Source organism: Paraburkholderia sejongensis, assembly GCF_020880815.1.
In the GTDB taxonomy this organism is placed as follows: Bacteria; Pseudomonadota; Gammaproteobacteria; order Burkholderiales; family Burkholderiaceae; genus Paraburkholderia; species Paraburkholderia sejongensis.
Genome location: NZ_JAJITD010000004.1, coordinates 448,069 through 462,560 on the forward strand (window position 1 = coordinate 448,069; position 14,492 = coordinate 462,560).

Sequence of the window (14,492 nt, forward strand, 5' to 3'; positions counted from 1 at the left end):
ACCCCATGTCCAGATATCGTATCGATCTCGTTGTGTTTCTCGCGGGCCTCGCCGCGGCGTGCTGGATCGCCGTCGGTTATGCCGTCGCCAACCCGCTCGCGTTCGCGGTCACGCTGCTGATCGGCGTGTTCTACGTGCTCGGCGCGCTCGAATTGCGTCGCTACAGTCAGGCGACCGCGACGCTGAGCGGCGCGCTCACCAAGTTGTCCGCGCCGCCGCCGAGCCTCGCCGCGTTTCTCGAAGCCGTGCATCCGAGCCTGCGCAATCCGGTGCGGCTGCGCGTCGAAGGCGAGCGCGCCGCGCTGCCCGGACCGGCGCTGACGCCGTATCTGGTCGGCCTGCTGGTGCTGCTCGGGATGCTCGGCACGCTGCTCGGGATGGTGATGACGCTGCGCGGCACCGCCCTCGCACTCGAAAGCGCGAGCGACCTGCAGGCGATCCGCGCGTCGCTGGCCGCGCCGGTCAAGGGGCTCGGCTTCGCGTTCGGCACCTCGATCGCGGGCGTCTCGACGTCGGCGATGCTCGGACTACTGTCGGCGCTGTGCCGCCGCGAACGGCTCGAAGCCGCGCAGCAGCTCGACCTGAAGATCGCCACGGCGCTGCGCATCTATTCGCAAAGCCATCAGCGCGACGAGAGTTTCAAGCTGCTGCAACGCCAGGCCGACGCGACGCCGCTTCTCGTCGAGCGTCTGCAGACGATGATGAGCGCGCTCGAACAGCAGAGCGCGGCGTCGAACGAACAGCAGTTGGCCAGCCTCGATGCGTTCTACGGCCGTACCGAGGCCGCGTATCTGCGGCTGGCCGGCGTGATCGAGCAGTCATTGAAGGACAGCGTGACCGGCAGCGCGCGCGCCGCCGGCGAGGCGTTGCAGCCGGTCGTGCAGGCGACGCTGGCCGGCCTCGCGCGCGAGAGCGCCACGCTGCACGAGTCGGTGACGCAGGCGGTGCAGCGGCAGTTGGCCGGGATGACGAGCGGCTTCGCGGCGACCAGCGCGAACGTCGCGACGATCTGCGCCGACGCGCTCGCCGGCCACCGCCAGGCCAGCGACGCGCTGGCCGCGCAGCAGAGCGCGTCGCTGGAGCGAGTCGCGCAAGCGTTCGAGCAGCGCTCGGCCGCGTTGCTCGACGGCGTGTCCGCGCGCGTCGAAGCGACCGCCAGCCAGATGTCGCAGGCGTGGGGCGACGCGTTGGCGCAGCAGCAGCGGGCCGCCGACAAGCTCGCCGCGAACAACGAACAGGCGCTCGCCGGCGCGGCCGCGACGTTCGAACGGCATTCGGCCGCGCTGCTGGAAGCGCTCGGCCGCTCGCAGTCGAACCTGCAAAGCGAACTGGCCGCGCGCGACGAGCAGCGCCTTGCCGCGTGGGTCGACACGCTCGGCGCGGTGAGCACGAAGCTCGACGAACAATGGCGGCAAAGCGGCGCGCACCACGCGGCACGTCAGCAGGAAATCTGCGACGCGCTCGCGCAAACCGCGCGCGATATCTCCGCGCAGACGCAAACCCACGCGAGCGCGACGCTCGTCGAGATCGAACGTCTCGTGCAGGTAGCCGCCGACGCGCCGAAGGCCGCGGCCAATCTGCAGGCCGAACTGATCGCGCGCGACGAGCAGCGCTTTGCGACGTGGACCGACACGCTCGGCGCGCTGGCCGCGAAACTGAACGAACAATGGCAGCACAGCAGCGTGCAGACCGCGAGTCGCCAGCAGGAGATCTTCGACGCGCTGACGCAAACCGCGCGCGATATCTCCGCGCAGACGCAGACTCACGCGAGCGCCACGCTGGCGGAAATCGACCGCCTCGTGCAGGCGGCAGCCGACGCGCCGAAGGCGGCCGTGAACCTGCAAGCGGAACTGGCGGCGCGCGACGAACAGCGCTTTACCGCGTGGACCGAAGCGCTCGGCGTGCTGACGGCCAAGCTGACCGAACAATGGCAGCAGAGCGGTTCGCAGACCGCGAGCCGTCAACAGGAAATCTGCGACGCGCTCGCGCAGACCGCGCGCGATATCTCCACGCAGACGCAAACCCACGCGAGCGCGACGCTGGCCGAAATCGACCGCCTCGTGCAAGTTGCCGCCGACGCGCCGAAGGCCGCGGCGAACCTGCAAGCGGAACTGGCCGCGCGCGACGAACAGCGCTTCACCACGTGGACCGACACGCTCGGCGCACTGACTGCGAAGCTGACTGAACAATGGCAGCAGACCGGTTCGCAGACCGCGGCGCGCCAGCAGCAAATCTGCGACGCGCTCGCGCAAACCGCGCGGGATATCTCTACGCAGACGCAAACGCACGCAAACGCGACGATTGCCGAAATCGAGCGGCTGGTGCAGGCGGCGTCGGAAGCGCCGAAGGCCGCGGCCGACGTGATCGCGGAACTGCGTCAGAAACTGTCCGACAGCATGGTCCGCGATACCGCGATGCTCGACGAGCGCAGCCGCTTGCTGGCGACGCTCGAAACGCTGCTCGACGCGGTCAATCACGCGTCGACCGAACAGCGCGCGGCGGTCGACGGTCTCGTCACGACTTCCGCCGAGCTGCTCGAACGGGTCGGCAAGCGCTTCACCGATCATCTGGAGCACGAGACCGGCAAGCTCGGTGAGGTGGCCGCCCAGGTCACCGGCAGCGCGGTCGAAGTGGCCAGCCTCGGCGATGCGTTCGGCGCGGCCGTGCGCGTGTTCGGCGAAGCGAACGCCAAGCTGGTCGCGCACCTCGAACGGATCGAAACGGCGCTCGACAAATCGCTCGCCCGCAGCGACGAACAGCTCGCTTACTACGTCGCGCAGGCACGTGACGTGGTCGATCTCAGCGTGATGTCGCAGAAGCAGATCGTCGAAGATCTGCAACTGCTGGCCGCGAAGCGCGCGCGCGCCGGAGCCGACGCGGTATGAGCGAGGACCTCGACGGCGGCGTCGAAACCGCCGCGCCGATCTGGGCCGCGTTCGGCGATCTGATGTCGGTGCTGCTCGGCGCGTTTGTGCTGATTCTGGTCGGCGTGATCGGCGTGCAGCTCGAACTGTCGAGCAAGCTCGAACAGGAAGTGAAGCAGCGCCAGGCCGAAACGCAGCGTCGCAAGACGCTTGAGCAGGCGCTCGCCGGGCCGCTCGCGGCCGGGCGCGTGACGCTCGTCAATGGCCGCATCGGCATCAGCGGCAACGTGCTGTTCGCGCTGAATTCCGATCAACTGCAGCCCGAGGGCCGCGCGCTGCTGAAGAGTCTGGCGGAGCCGCTGTCGACCTATCTGCGCGCGAGCGACCAGATCCTGATGGTCAGCGGCTTTACCGACGACCAGCGCTTGCGCGAAGGCAATCGCCGCTTCGCCGATAACTGGGAGCTGTCTGCGCAGCGCGCATTGACGGTCACACGCACGCTGATCGACAGCGGCGTGCCGGCGGCGTCGGTGTTCGCGGCGGCGTTCGGCTCGCAGCAACCGGTCGGCTCGAACGCGGACGAGGCGGGGCGCGCGAAGAATCGCCGCGTCGAAATCGCGCCGGTGCCGCGGCCGTCGAGCGGGGCGGCGGCGACGGAGAAGGCCGGTGGTTGATGACGCGCGCGAGAAGTCCGGCGATGACGCTAGCGCTGCGTTCGACGTGATCGATGCGAGCAGCGCCGGCGACGCGGTTGACACGAGCAACGCCAACGACGCAATCAACGCCGGCGACATCACGCACGCCGCCGCGCCGCATCCGGCTCGCGCGACGCTCGACGCATGGCGCGCGAGCGGCGCGGACCGGCTCGACCCGCTGCGCTTTCATCTGCTCGACGCGCTCGCGCGGCGCGCGCTGCAGCACAGCGGCGCCGCGCGGCGTGTGCTCGACGAGCGATTGTCAGGATTGCTGGACGAATATGCGGCCGAAGTGGAACGCGCCGCTGCAAGCGAAGCGCACGACGCGCCCGGCGCCATTCCAGACGAAGCGGACCGCGCGACGCTAGCGGCTCTGGTCGAACGCCTGGGCGAGCATCATTGCGGCGCGGATGCGCCCCACGCGGGCGCCTATCCCGAACTGCCCGCGCTCGACTACTTCCGCGATGTCTGGGCGAAAGTGCGCACCGAGAAGCAGCTGCGCCAGTCGCTCGCGCCGGTGGCGGGCAACGCCGGGCCGCTCAATTCGAGCAGCCTCGTGCATCGGGCGTTGTCGTTGATGAGTGAGTTGTCGCCGGGGTATCTGAAGCAGTTTCTGTCGTACGTCGACACGCTGTCGTGGCTCGAGCAGATGAACGGCGGCGCGCCGGCGGAAAAGGAGGCGCCGCGCGCGGCGGCGGCCGGCAAGGGCACGCGCCGCAAGGCGCGCTAGCGCAAAGGCCCGCCGGGCTCGCCGGAACCCGGAGTCGAGATGTCAGCGCGCCATCATTCCCGCACACTGCCCAGCCGCTTGGCCTTCGTGCGCCGCGCCCACATGTTCATCCCCTCGACGAACGCCGAGAACGCCATCGCCGCGTAGATATATGCCTTCGGCACGTGCGTGCCGAACCCTTCGGCGATCAGCGTCATACCGATCACCAGCAGGAAGCTCAACGCGAGCATCACGATGGTCGGATTGCGATCGATAAAACGCGCGAGCGGTTGCGCGGCGAACATCATCACGAGAATCGATACGATCACCGCGCCGAACATGATCGGCATATGTTCGGTCATGCCGACCGCGGTGATGATGCTGTCGACCGAAAACACGATGTCCAGCATGATGATCTGGCCGATCGCGGCCGCCACCGACAACTGCACGGTCGATCCCGCCTTCGCGGCGACGTCGTCTTCGTGCGTGACGTGATGGCGGATTTCTCCGGTCGCCTTCCACACGAGGAACAGGCCGCCGGCGAGCAGGATCAGATCGCGCCACGAGAAGCCGTGATCGAACACGGTGAAAGCGACTTCGGTCAGTTGCACGATCCACGCGACGGTGCCGAGCAGCATCAGCCGCATCACCAGCGCGAGCGTCAGGCCGATGCGCTGGGTGCGCGCGCGCTGCGCTTCGGGCAGCCGGTTGCTGAGAATCGAGATGAAGATCAGGTTGTCGATGCCGAGCACGATTTCCATCACGATCAGCGTGACGAGCGCGGCCCAGGCGGCGGGATCGGCGAACAGTGTGAGCAGAGAGTCCATAGGGGATCGAAAAGTGACTGTGCGCCGGTGCGGCGGAACCGCCATCATCGACTGCTTCGCGGTTCGGATAAACCAGTGATAACCTGAATGAATAATCGATTTTTTCGAAGTGTCAAGCTCACATGCTCAACTATCGCCATTTGTACTATTTCTGGATCGTCGTCAAGGAGGGCGGTTTTGCGCGCGCGGCCGCGCGGCTCGAGATGGCCGTGCAGACCATCAGCGCGCAGGTCCGCGAACTCGAAAAGTCGCTTGGACGTCAGTTGCTGAAGCCGGCCGGGCGGGGCGTTGCGATGACCGAGGCCGGCGAACAGGCGTTCGCTCGCGCCGAGCAGATTTTTCAACTCGGCGAGGCCTTGCTCGACGAGATGCGCGAGGCCGGCGGCACCGGCGCGGTGCGCTTTGCGGTGGGACTATCGGACGGGATTTCGAAGCTCGCCGCGCATGCGCTGCTGGCGCCGGTGCTCGCCACGCCGTCGCTGCGGCTGCTGTGCCACGAAGGCGAGCCCGCGCAACTGCTGTCGGAATTGGCGCTGCACCGGCTCGATCTGGTGCTCGCGTGTCAGCCGGCGCCGCATGGCGCGGATTTGAGAGTGGTCAGTCAGCGCGTCGCCGGTTCGCCGGTCGACTGGTACGGGCCCGCGCAGATCGTGCGCAAAGCGGCGCGCGCCGGTTTTCCGCAAGCGCTGGTGGACCTGCCGGTGCTGCTGCCGACCCGCCACGGCGCGTTGCGCGCGCGGCTCGATCGCTGGTTCGACGCTCAGGGGATCAGTCCGCGCATCGTCGGCGAGTTCGAGGACAGCGCGTTGATGGCGGTGTTCGCGGCGCGCGGGCTCGGGGTGTTTCCACTCGCCGAGCTCGGCGCGGAAGAATTGACGTTGCTGCGGGGGTTGCGCTGGCTCGGCCGCGCGGACGGCGTGATCGAGGAGATTCACGCGATCCGCTCGCGGCGCGGCCAGCATCACGCGCTGGCATCGCAGGTGATCGCGGCCGCGCAGCCGTGACGGCGCGCGCACTGCCGCGCGCACGCCCCCGGACTCAGAACGTCATCAGAACGCGTGACGCATGCCGGCCGTCACCGCGACCTGCTTGTTGGTCGACGACGGCGACAGCGTGTTGATCATCGCGTGCGACAGCACCGAATCGGCCGGCGCGCCGTGCGCGTTCTGGTACACGCCTTCCAGATAGAAGTCGGTGCGCTTGCTGAGCGCGTAGCCGGTTTGCAGCATCGCGGTGTTCCATGCCGGCGACGAACCGTTGTATGCGCCATGCGTGTACGTATACGCGCCCGACACGCTCCATGCCGGCGTCAGCGCGTACTTCGCGTTGACTTCGTAGTTGTCGAGGCGCAGCGAGCCGCCGAGCGTGCCGGTGCCGTCGCTGCCCGCGCCGAGGTAGCCGCCGGTGCCGAACGAGAACACGCCCGCGACGTTATCGATCTGCGTGTGGCTCCACAGCAGGCCGACGGTGGCCGGACCGAACGTGTAGTTGCCGCCGAGCGACCAGATGCGCTGACGTTCGGCGATGAAGTTCGCGCTGGTGTCGCTAGTCGTCACCGCGCCAGCGCCGTTGCCCGCGTTGTTGAACTGCAGGTAGCCGGCCGCGAGGTTCAACGGACCTTGGGCGTACGACAGACCGAAGCTGTACGAGCGGTTGTTCGCGAACGCGCCGGCCTTGTTGCTGAACGAGTACATCGATTCGAACGTGACGCCGTGGTACAGCGGGCTCGCGTACTTGACCGAGTTGTTGATCACGACCGAGTTCGCGGCGAGGTTGTCGTTCTCGAACGGATGGGCGGCGAGGCTGCCGCCCCACGTGTTCCAGCTGGCCGAGAGCGGGCCGACGAGATCGTTCAGCACGTCGAACTGGCGGCCGAACGTGAGCGTGCCGTATGGATCGCTTTGCAGACCGACCCATGCCTGCGAGCCGAACGCGCTGCCGGCGAACGCCTGCGCGCCGTTGTTCAGCAGGAAGCCCTGCTCGAGCTTGAAGACCGCGTGCAGGCCGGCGCCGAGGTCTTCCGAACCCTTCAGGCCGAACACCGTGTTCTGCGTGGTGCCGCTCGCGACTTGCCAGTTGCTGTGGCCGAACTGGTTGTTGGTATAGACGATGCCGGTATCGATCAAGCCGTACAGCGTGACGCTGCTTTGGGCGTGCGCGGAGATCGTGAAGGCGCCGCACAGCGCGGCGGCGAGCAGGGTCTTGTTCATGGCGGGAGGTTCCTGGATAACGACTTGTTTTGGACGATTCGGGCTCGTGGCGGGCGCGGGGCTTGCGGACTGCGCGGGCTGGCGGATCGGCGACCAGGCGACCAGGCGACCAGGCGACCCAATAGCCGCCAGCACGCGGTGTGCTCAGCCCTTCGGTGACGGGCAACGGCGCGCGCCGGCCGCCTGGCGGCGAAAACCCCGCGGGGAGTTTTCGAGCAGCGGCGTAACGGCTGAAACCACGAGGGCTCGAAGCTTACCTTGTTCAGAAATGTTGCGGGAGAGGGCGCGGCGAATGCGCGGCAAAGCGTGGGGAAGCCGCCACACCGGGGCGTTGGCCGCGAATCGCACGAGCCGCCCGAATCCTCGCGAACCCGCCCGAACCCACGCGAACGGCGGCGGCGCGGTCCCGAGCACTTCATCAATGCATGGCATATTGACCGAACCCGTGATCACCGGAGACAGCGATGCGTATCCAGACATCTTTTTTGTTCGATCTCGACGGCACGCTCGTCGATAGCGTCTATCAGCACGTGCTGGCGTGGAAGGAAGCGCTCGACAGCGAGGGCATTGCGCTGTCGGTGTGGCGGATTCACCGCAAGATCGGCATGAGCGGCGGCTTGTTCACGCATCAGCTGCTGCGCGAGACGCATGGCGAGATCAGCGTCGAACGCGGCGAGCGGCTGCGCCACGCGCATGCGGCCGCGTATCAGCGGATGCGCGCGCAGGTTTGTCCGCTGCCCGGCGCCCGCGAACTGCTGGAGGCGCTGACCCAGGCCGGCACGCCGTGGGCGGTCGCGACCAGCGGCCGGATGGAAACCGCCGCGCTCAATCTGGAGGCGCTCGGCGTCGATCCGGCCAAGGCGGTCGTCGTGACGCGCGACGACGTCAAATACGCGAAGCCCGACCCCGACCTCTTTGTCGCCGCGGCCGAGCGGCTCGGCGTGCCGATCGAGCATACGGTGGTGGTCGGCGACAGCATCTGGGACATGCTGGCCGCGCGCCGCTGCCGTTCGCTTGGCGTCGGTTTGCTGTCGGGCGGTTATGGGACCGAGGAGCTGGAGCGCGCGGGCGCGCTGCGCGTCTACGACGACCCCGCCGATCTGCTCGCGCATCTGGACGAAGTCGCGTCGCGGCCCTGAGGGGCGGCGCTGCCGCGCGGCGCGGGTTGGCCACGCCGCGCGGTGTCGCAAGTGGGCAGGTGGGACGAAGGGTGTTGTCGCGAGCGCGATCGACGGCGTTACTGCGGCTTGAGGATGGGCGGCTGCGCCGGCTGTGGCGCCGGCGTCACCCGGGACGATTCGCGCACCAGCTGATCGGTCATCGCCGAGCCGACCGACGGCGGGGTCGTGCGTTCGGACGACAGTGGCACCGTTACGCCGGTGGGCATCGGCAGCGACGGATCGGGTTTCGCCGATTCCTTGACCAACTGGTCGGTCAACATCGCGGCGACCGGGTTCGAGCCGTTCGGGTGCGTAGCGTCGCGCCGGCGGGTCTGCGCCTGGTCGATCCGCGGGCCGGGCAACTGCCGGTCTTGCGCTCTCTGTTGCGCGACCGGCTGCGCCGGCTGTCTCGCCCGGGATGACGCGGCCGCGGCCTGGCCGGCATCGGGCACGGCAAGGCCCGGCACCGCGGCTGTCGTCGCGGCGGACGGCTGCGCGAGCGCACCGGTTTGCGGCAACGTGGCGGCGGCCTGCGGCTGAGCGGATTGCGGCGTCACGGCCAGTTGATTCGTGGTGGAGGGAGCGGGCGGAGCAGGCACGGTAACCGTAGCCGTCGCGGGCGGCGCGCTCGGCACCGGCGTCACCGCCATCACGTTGCCGCCGGCGACACGCGCCGCGCCGCGCTGCGCGTCGGAATCCGTCGCGCCGGTGATCCTGCCGATCACCTCGCTGGTCGCGCTCGGCGTGCGTTCGTCGTCTTTGGGGAGGAGCAGGTAGCCGGCGATGCCCGCATCGATCACGAGCAGGCCGACTATCAGCAATTTGCCGGTATTCGTCATATCTAAGCAACAGTATTCATGAAATGCGAGGGGTCATGATATACGACGACACTGGGTGCGCCGTCCGTAGTCATCAGACGACGCCTGAAGTCGCCGCCTTTGCGTTTCGCCTGGCCCGTCGCACCGAACGGGGGCACGACTGTCGCGAACGTAATACACGCGCGTCACCAACGCCCATTTAGTGCTTGCTTCGATATTCGTTTTTGACCAGATTAACCGTCGCGCATGGAGCCCGGTATACGCCGCCGGCCATGCAAACCGGCTTGTACTATTCGCACGCGGAGCCTGTACTATACGAACCGTTGGAGACGGGCGGCAGCCGTGCTGCGCTTACCTGCGTGCAAGATTGATTCCTGCCGCATCCGCGGCCCGCGCACCGGCACGATGCAGGGCGGCAGGCGCTCAGCAGCGGCGCCCGCCGGTGGTAACTGGCAGTACGGCAAACCCATTGACCATGCGAGACCGCGGGCGAGATTCGTCCGGCATTCGTTGGGCTGTCGCGGCGTCAGATGCAATCCGGATCGACCGGTTCCGGATCTGTAGTGGCGGCGTGAGAACCACTTGAAAAGATGAACAACTTTATTCGACCTCCCGTTTTCTACCCGTCCACGGTTGTCTTCGTCGACGATAACGACAGCTACCTCGATGCGCTGCGCCGCTTTTTCCCCGGCACGTCCACGAACCTGTTTTTCACGCGGCCGCAGGCGGCGCTCAGCTATATCCGGCAGCACGCGCGCGAAAATTCGCTGGAATTCGCGGCCGGCTCCGCGTGCCTGAGCGAGCCGGGCGTCGAGCGCTTCGTCGAGACCTCGGCGGAGCGCGATATCGTCGCGCGGCCGTCGCGCTTTGAGGAAGTGGCGGCGGTGATCGTCGACTACGACATGCCGGGCATCGGCGGCGTGGATTTCCTGTCGTCGATCTCGCATCTGCGCTGCGCGAAGGTGCTGCTGACCGGCGTCGCGGATGAAACGGTCGCGGTCAAGGCGTTCAATGCCGGCATCGTCGATCTGTATCTGCGCAAGACCGACCCGGACTCCGCCAATCGCCTCGTGCATTTCCTGAAGGACGCGAAGAGCCGCCATTGCGCGGAATCGGGCTGGCTCGCGCTCGGCGAGAACGGCATGACCTATTGCGATCCGCGCACCCGCAAGGTGATCGAAGACGTCGTGGCCGAGCAGGGCATCGTCGAGTATTACTGGCGGCCCGAGCAGAACGTGATCCTGATGTTCGACGCCGCCGGCAACCCGAGCGTGTTCGTCGCGTGGGCCGAGAACGACTGGATTTCCCAGGGCGAGATCGTCGCCGATGAAGGCGGCCCGTCCGACTTGCTGCACAAGCTCGCGGTGCGCGAGATGATGCCGCTGTTCTGGCCGGATCTCGCGTATCGCGCGGGCATGACGTTCCGCGAGCTGACGCCGCGCAGCATCCCCGGCTGGGACGACGCGTTCTACGGCTGGACCCGCATCGATCCGGCCGAAGTCGGGATCGATCTGGTGACTTTCGCGCAGTGGCGCGCGGAGCGTAACCGCTGACGTTACCTGCGCCGCCGTTTGGGGCTCGGTGACGCTTGGTGATACTCACTGAGGCTCAGGCGGCGCGCGGCAAACCGATCGTGCGTGCCGCGTAGCGAGCCGGCGGCAACTCGCGATGCGCGTGCGCCAGTTCGGTCACGCGCGCGGCGACATCCGGGTCGAACGCGACGCCGCGCGGTCCGCTGGTATCGACGTGCAGCAGCATCTGCTCGCCGGCCGCGACCGGCTCGGCCCGCTTGCCGTCCTCCGCAAACATTTCGAAATACAGATGAATCCGCTTCGCGTCGTGCGCGAGTACGCGCATGTCGACGCGCACCGGCGTGCTCTGTTTGATTTCGTGCAGATAGCTGACGTGTGCTTCGAGGGTGTAGATCGAGCGGCGCCGCGCCTGACGAACCGCATCGGGCAGGCCGATCTGATCGATCAGCACGTCGGTGGCGAGGCTGAATATCAGTAGATAAAACGCGTCTCGCATATGGCCGTTGTAATCGACCCATTCGGCGCGCACGGTGTCGCGATAGGCGGGGAGAACCACGGGCTGTGGCATGGGTGCGGGGCTCCTGGAGCGAAGGAGGTGGGGCGCGTGCGGTTGCTTCGTTCTGGCGTGGGTAGTGTAGGTGACGGGGCTGCCGCGCGCCAGAATGGGGGGCCGCCTTTCCGCTTTCCGCTTCCCGCTTTCCCCGCGAGCGCGAGCGCAGCGCGTTGCTCAGTCGTCCTCCGGCAGCAACGGCGAGCCGCCCGGCCATCGGTCGACCCGGCCATACTCGACCGCCTCGCGAAGCACTTCGTTCTCCCTGGTTTTCTGCCGCAGCAATCGCTGGAGCTTTCTCACCTGTCCCAGCGCGCTGGCCAGCTCCGGCGCCGGGACCGCTTTCACCACGGTTCTTATCGCCGGCGCGCCTGGCTGCTGATGCAGCTTGCGCCACTGGAACAGCTGGCGCGAATTCACGCCGTGCTCACGCGCGACGATCGCGACCGACTTGCCCGGCGCGAAACTCTCGCGCACGATGGCCAGCTTCTGTTCCGCGCTCCAGCGCCGCCGGTGCTTCGGGGATGTCGATACGCCCATCACGTTCCACCTGGTGTGTGCCACTGATGCAGTGTTGATCCAACGGTCGCCCGCGCCGGGGAAATCGCTGGCCGAGGATTCAGCGGGCGGGCAAGCACGGCCGGCCCGGCATCATCCCCGTAGGCCGAGCATCTCGCGCGCTTCACTGGCCGACGCGAGTTCACCCCCGAGCGAGGTCACGATCGCGCGCGCCCGCGTGACCAGCGCCGCGTTGCTTTCCGCCAGCACGCCCTTCGACAGATACAGGTTGTCTTCGAGACCGACACGGATATGCCCGCCCGCGAGCCACGCTTGCGCGACCATCGGAAACTCGTGCCGGCCGATCCCGAACGCCGCCCACGTCGCGCCCGCCGGCAACAGATTGCGCGCATACAGCAGCGTTTCCGGCGTCGCCGCGAAGCCGTACTTCACGCCGTGCACGAAGGTCCACAGCCCGGGACCGTCGAGCACGCCCGCGTCGATCAGGTCGCGGGCGAGATGGATGTCGCCCGAATCGAAGATTTCCAGCTCGGGCTTCACGCCGGCCGCGCGGATGATCGCCGCCATCCGCGTGACGTTTTTCGGCGTATTGATCACCACGTCGTTGCCGGAATTCATCGTGTTCAGATCGAGGCTGCAAATGTCGGGGCGCAGTTGCAGGATGTGCTCGACCCGCTGTTCGGGCGCCATCAGCGTCGTGCCGGCCGCGGCGACCTTGGGGTCGTCGTCGCTCGGGATAAAGCGGCCGCCGGGGCCGGTGGTGAGATTGACGATCAGCTCGGCATCGACCGCCCTGATCCGTTCGATCACCTCGCGATACAGCGCGAGGTCCATCGAAGGACGGCCGGTGCGCGGATCGCGCACGTGAATGTGGACGACCGCCGCGCCGGCCTGCGCGGCATCGAGACAGGCGGTGGCGATCTGCTGCGGTGTGATCGGCAGACCCGGATGCTGTTCCGGCTTCGTGAGGTTGCCCGTGACCGCGCAGGTCAGAATGGTTTTTCGCGCTTGCATATCGGTTCGCACAAGAGTGGCTGCCCGGCGCGGCTTCAACGCGTGGGCGCGTGGGCGCGTGGACGCGCGGCGGCGCCCGCGGTGTCGCGTGGCCGCGCCGAGTATTGCCGAAGGGGGTGAACTGCCGGCGGAGCGTGCCCCGCCGGCGGACCGCATTAACGCGCCGGTTGCACGTTCTGGTTGCGGTTGAAGAAGTTCTCCGGGTCGTAAGAGGCCTTGATGCCCTGCAGACGCCGGTACTTCGCTTCGCCGAACGCCGCGCGGATATCGGCTTCAGTGGTGTCGGAGGCCATGTAATTGGTGTACGCGCCGCCGGCGTTGAACGGCGCGAGCGCCGCCGCGAAGCGTTTGACCCAGTCGTGGTTGGCTTCGTCGTCGGCCACGTCCTTCCATTCGCCGACGATCATCGCGTTATACGGCGCATGGCGGAAATTGATCGCGGCGCTGGCGGGATCGATGCGGCTGATCTCGCCGGCCAGCCGTTCGATCACGATCTTGCCAAGCGGCGACGGGCTGGTTTCGATGAAATGCACGACTGCTTCGACTACTTCGTCATGCATACCATTGAGCGTCTGGGTCTTCCAGTAGTGGCGATCGTCCCACGGCGCCTTCGGATCGAGCAGCTGCTGCGCCTGGCAGTACGGCAGCTCGACGGCCATGTCGGCGATCGGCGTGCCGCACGCGCGAATCCGCTTGAGCGTCGGCTCGGCGGCCGCCATATCGCCCATGAAGCGCACCATGATGCCCAGTTGCGTGCGGCCGTCCTTATTGCGGCCGAAATTGAATTCGGTCGCGCACGCGTCGGGCAATTCCGGCGCGATCCGGCGGAAGTTGGCGATCACCTTGACCGCTTCGTCGAACGAGAAGTAGATCGGTCCGGTGACGGTACGGGTGCCGACCGCATGCACGTTGAACTCGAACGACGTGACGATGCCAAAGTTGCTCGCGCCGCCGTGCAGCCCCCAGAACAGATCGGGTTCGCGATTCGCATCGGCCGTGACGATGCTGCCGTCGGCCAGCACCACTTGCGCGGAACGCAGGTTGTCGCACGCGAGGCCGTACAGCCCGCGCAGCGCGCCGATCCCGCCGCCGAGCGTGAGACCGGCCACGCCCGTCGACGACACCACGCCGCCCGGGCTGGCGAGGCCGTGCAGCTGGGTGGCCGCGTCGTACACGCCCCACGTCGTGCCGGGGCCGCAGCGGGTCAGCTTGCGCGCCGGATCGACCTGCACGTCGCGCATCAGGCGCATGTCGAGCACGATGCCGTCCTGGCACAGCGCGAAGCCGAACGCATTGTGGCCGCCGCCGCGCACCGACAACGGCACGCCGACCGCGCGCGCGGCCCTGATCGCGGCCACCACGACCTGTTCGCTCTCGCACTGGATCACGCCGAGCGGCACCGGATGCGCGGGGGCGGCGGAAAAGCCGTACAGCCGCGTTGCCTCGCGAAACGCCTGGCTGCCCGCCAGATGCAGTGGGCGGTGAGTGATCTGTTCGATTTCCTTGACGACACTGCTGTTCATTTTTATCCCTCGAAGCAACGCGTCCGTAGACGCAATTCAGAAATTGATTGGCGATGCCAGGCATCGCCGCC

12 protein-coding genes and 1 pseudogene are annotated in these 14,492 nt (G+C 67.4%); 6 read left to right on the forward strand and 7 right to left on the reverse strand.

The genetic code is table 11. The annotated features are described in order from the left end of the window. The first annotated feature begins 5 nt into the window (after positions 1–5). From LJ656_RS10730 to LJ656_RS10740, 3 genes are all read left to right on the forward strand, one after another. The gene (locus tag LJ656_RS10730; RefSeq protein ID WP_230509379.1) at positions 6–2,885 is read left to right on the forward strand and encodes a DUF802 domain-containing protein; all 2,880 of its coding nucleotides are present in this window, start codon (positions 6–8) and stop codon (positions 2,883–2,885) included. Next, the gene (locus tag LJ656_RS10735; protein ID WP_230509380.1) at positions 2,882–3,538 is read left to right on the forward strand and encodes an OmpA family protein; all 657 of its coding nucleotides are present in this window, start codon (positions 2,882–2,884) and stop codon (positions 3,536–3,538) included. The genes LJ656_RS10730 and LJ656_RS10735 overlap by 4 nt, the downstream gene beginning before the upstream one ends. A gap of 118 nt (positions 3,539–3,656) precedes the next feature. Then, positions 3,657–4,289: a DUF2894 domain-containing protein gene (locus LJ656_RS10740; RefSeq protein ID WP_425605921.1), complete on the forward strand. Its 633-nt coding sequence runs from the start codon at positions 3,657–3,659 to the stop codon at positions 4,287–4,289. A gap of 53 nt (positions 4,290–4,342) precedes the next feature. Here LJ656_RS10740 and LJ656_RS10745 read toward each other — a convergent pair whose 3' ends face one another. Beyond that, the gene (locus tag LJ656_RS10745; protein ID WP_230509381.1) at positions 4,343–5,095 is read right to left on the reverse strand and encodes a TerC family protein; all 753 of its coding nucleotides are present in this window, start codon (positions 5,093–5,095) and stop codon (positions 4,343–4,345) included. Between the two features lie 122 nt (positions 5,096–5,217). On the opposite strand from LJ656_RS10745, the gene LJ656_RS10750 reads away from it, so the two are divergent. Continuing rightward, on the forward strand, positions 5,218–6,099 hold the full coding sequence (locus tag LJ656_RS10750) for a LysR family transcriptional regulator (protein ID WP_230509382.1): 882 nt from the start codon (positions 5,218–5,220) through the stop codon (positions 6,097–6,099). Positions 6,100–6,144: 45 nt separating this feature from the next. Here LJ656_RS10750 and LJ656_RS10755 read toward each other — a convergent pair whose 3' ends face one another. Further along, positions 6,145–7,305, reverse strand: a complete 1,161-nt coding sequence (locus tag LJ656_RS10755) for a porin (RefSeq protein ID WP_230509383.1) — start codon at positions 7,303–7,305, stop codon at positions 6,145–6,147. Between the two features lie 464 nt (positions 7,306–7,769). Between LJ656_RS10755 and LJ656_RS10760 the strand changes: the two genes are divergently transcribed. Continuing rightward, on the forward strand, positions 7,770–8,444 hold the full coding sequence (locus LJ656_RS10760; protein ID WP_230509384.1) for an HAD family hydrolase: 675 nt from the start codon (positions 7,770–7,772) through the stop codon (positions 8,442–8,444). Between the two features lie 98 nt (positions 8,445–8,542). Here LJ656_RS10760 and LJ656_RS10765 read toward each other — a convergent pair whose 3' ends face one another. After that, on the reverse strand, positions 8,543–9,304 hold the full coding sequence (locus tag LJ656_RS10765) for a hypothetical protein (RefSeq protein WP_230509385.1): 762 nt from the start codon (positions 9,302–9,304) through the stop codon (positions 8,543–8,545). Between the two features lie 569 nt (positions 9,305–9,873). On the opposite strand from LJ656_RS10765, the gene LJ656_RS10770 reads away from it, so the two are divergent. Next, positions 9,874–10,836 (forward strand): response regulator, encoded by a 963-nt coding sequence (locus tag LJ656_RS10770; RefSeq protein ID WP_230509386.1) that lies wholly within the window; start codon positions 9,874–9,876, stop codon positions 10,834–10,836. A gap of 55 nt (positions 10,837–10,891) precedes the next feature. Here LJ656_RS10770 and LJ656_RS10775 read toward each other — a convergent pair whose 3' ends face one another. From LJ656_RS10775 to LJ656_RS10790, 4 genes and pseudogenes are all read right to left on the reverse strand, one after another. Further along, a complete protein-coding gene (locus LJ656_RS10775) occupies positions 10,892–11,383 on the reverse strand; it encodes a thioesterase family protein (protein WP_230509387.1) in 492 nt (163 codons plus the stop codon). A 163-nt stretch (positions 11,384–11,546) separates the two neighbouring features. Further along, positions 11,547–11,908 (reverse strand): annotated as a pseudogene (locus tag LJ656_RS10780) (transposase); the annotation flags it as partial. 108 nt (positions 11,909–12,016) lie between these two features. Beyond that, positions 12,017–12,898, reverse strand: a complete 882-nt coding sequence (locus LJ656_RS10785; RefSeq protein ID WP_230509388.1) for a beta-keto acid cleavage family enzyme — start codon at positions 12,896–12,898, stop codon at positions 12,017–12,019. A gap of 155 nt (positions 12,899–13,053) precedes the next feature. After that, positions 13,054–14,421 (reverse strand): FAD-binding oxidoreductase, encoded by a 1,368-nt coding sequence (locus tag LJ656_RS10790; RefSeq protein ID WP_230509389.1) that lies wholly within the window; start codon positions 14,419–14,421, stop codon positions 13,054–13,056. Positions 14,422–14,492: the final 71 nt, after the last annotated feature.

What these genes read in the sequence shown, in the direction of transcription:
- LJ656_RS10770 (WP_230509386.1), top strand. Translation starts at nt 9,874, where the DNA reads ATGAACAACTTTATTCGACCTCCCGTTTTCTACCCGTCCACGGTTGTC.
- LJ656_RS10765 (WP_230509385.1), bottom strand. Translation starts at nt 9,304, where the DNA reads ATGACGAATACCGGCAAATTGCTGATAGTCGGCCTGCTCGTGATCGAT.
- LJ656_RS10775 (WP_230509387.1), bottom strand. Translation starts at nt 11,383, where the DNA reads ATGCCACAGCCCGTGGTTCTCCCCGCCTATCGCGACACCGTGCGCGCC.
- LJ656_RS10750 (WP_230509382.1), top strand. Translation starts at nt 5,218, where the DNA reads ATGCTCAACTATCGCCATTTGTACTATTTCTGGATCGTCGTCAAGGAG.
- LJ656_RS10760 (WP_230509384.1), top strand. Translation starts at nt 7,770, where the DNA reads ATGCGTATCCAGACATCTTTTTTGTTCGATCTCGACGGCACGCTCGTC.
- LJ656_RS10785 (WP_230509388.1), bottom strand. Translation starts at nt 12,898, where the DNA reads ATGCAAGCGCGAAAAACCATTCTGACCTGCGCGGTCACGGGCAACCTC.
- LJ656_RS10745 (WP_230509381.1), bottom strand. Translation starts at nt 5,095, where the DNA reads ATGGACTCTCTGCTCACACTGTTCGCCGATCCCGCCGCCTGGGCCGCG.
- LJ656_RS10790 (WP_230509389.1), bottom strand. Translation starts at nt 14,421, where the DNA reads ATGAACAGCAGTGTCGTCAAGGAAATCGAACAGATCACTCACCGCCCA.
- LJ656_RS10735 (WP_230509380.1), top strand. Translation starts at nt 2,882, where the DNA reads ATGAGCGAGGACCTCGACGGCGGCGTCGAAACCGCCGCGCCGATCTGG.
- LJ656_RS10730 (WP_230509379.1), top strand. Translation starts at nt 6, where the DNA reads ATGTCCAGATATCGTATCGATCTCGTTGTGTTTCTCGCGGGCCTCGCC.
- LJ656_RS10755 (WP_230509383.1), bottom strand. Translation starts at nt 7,305, where the DNA reads ATGAACAAGACCCTGCTCGCCGCCGCGCTGTGCGGCGCCTTCACGATC.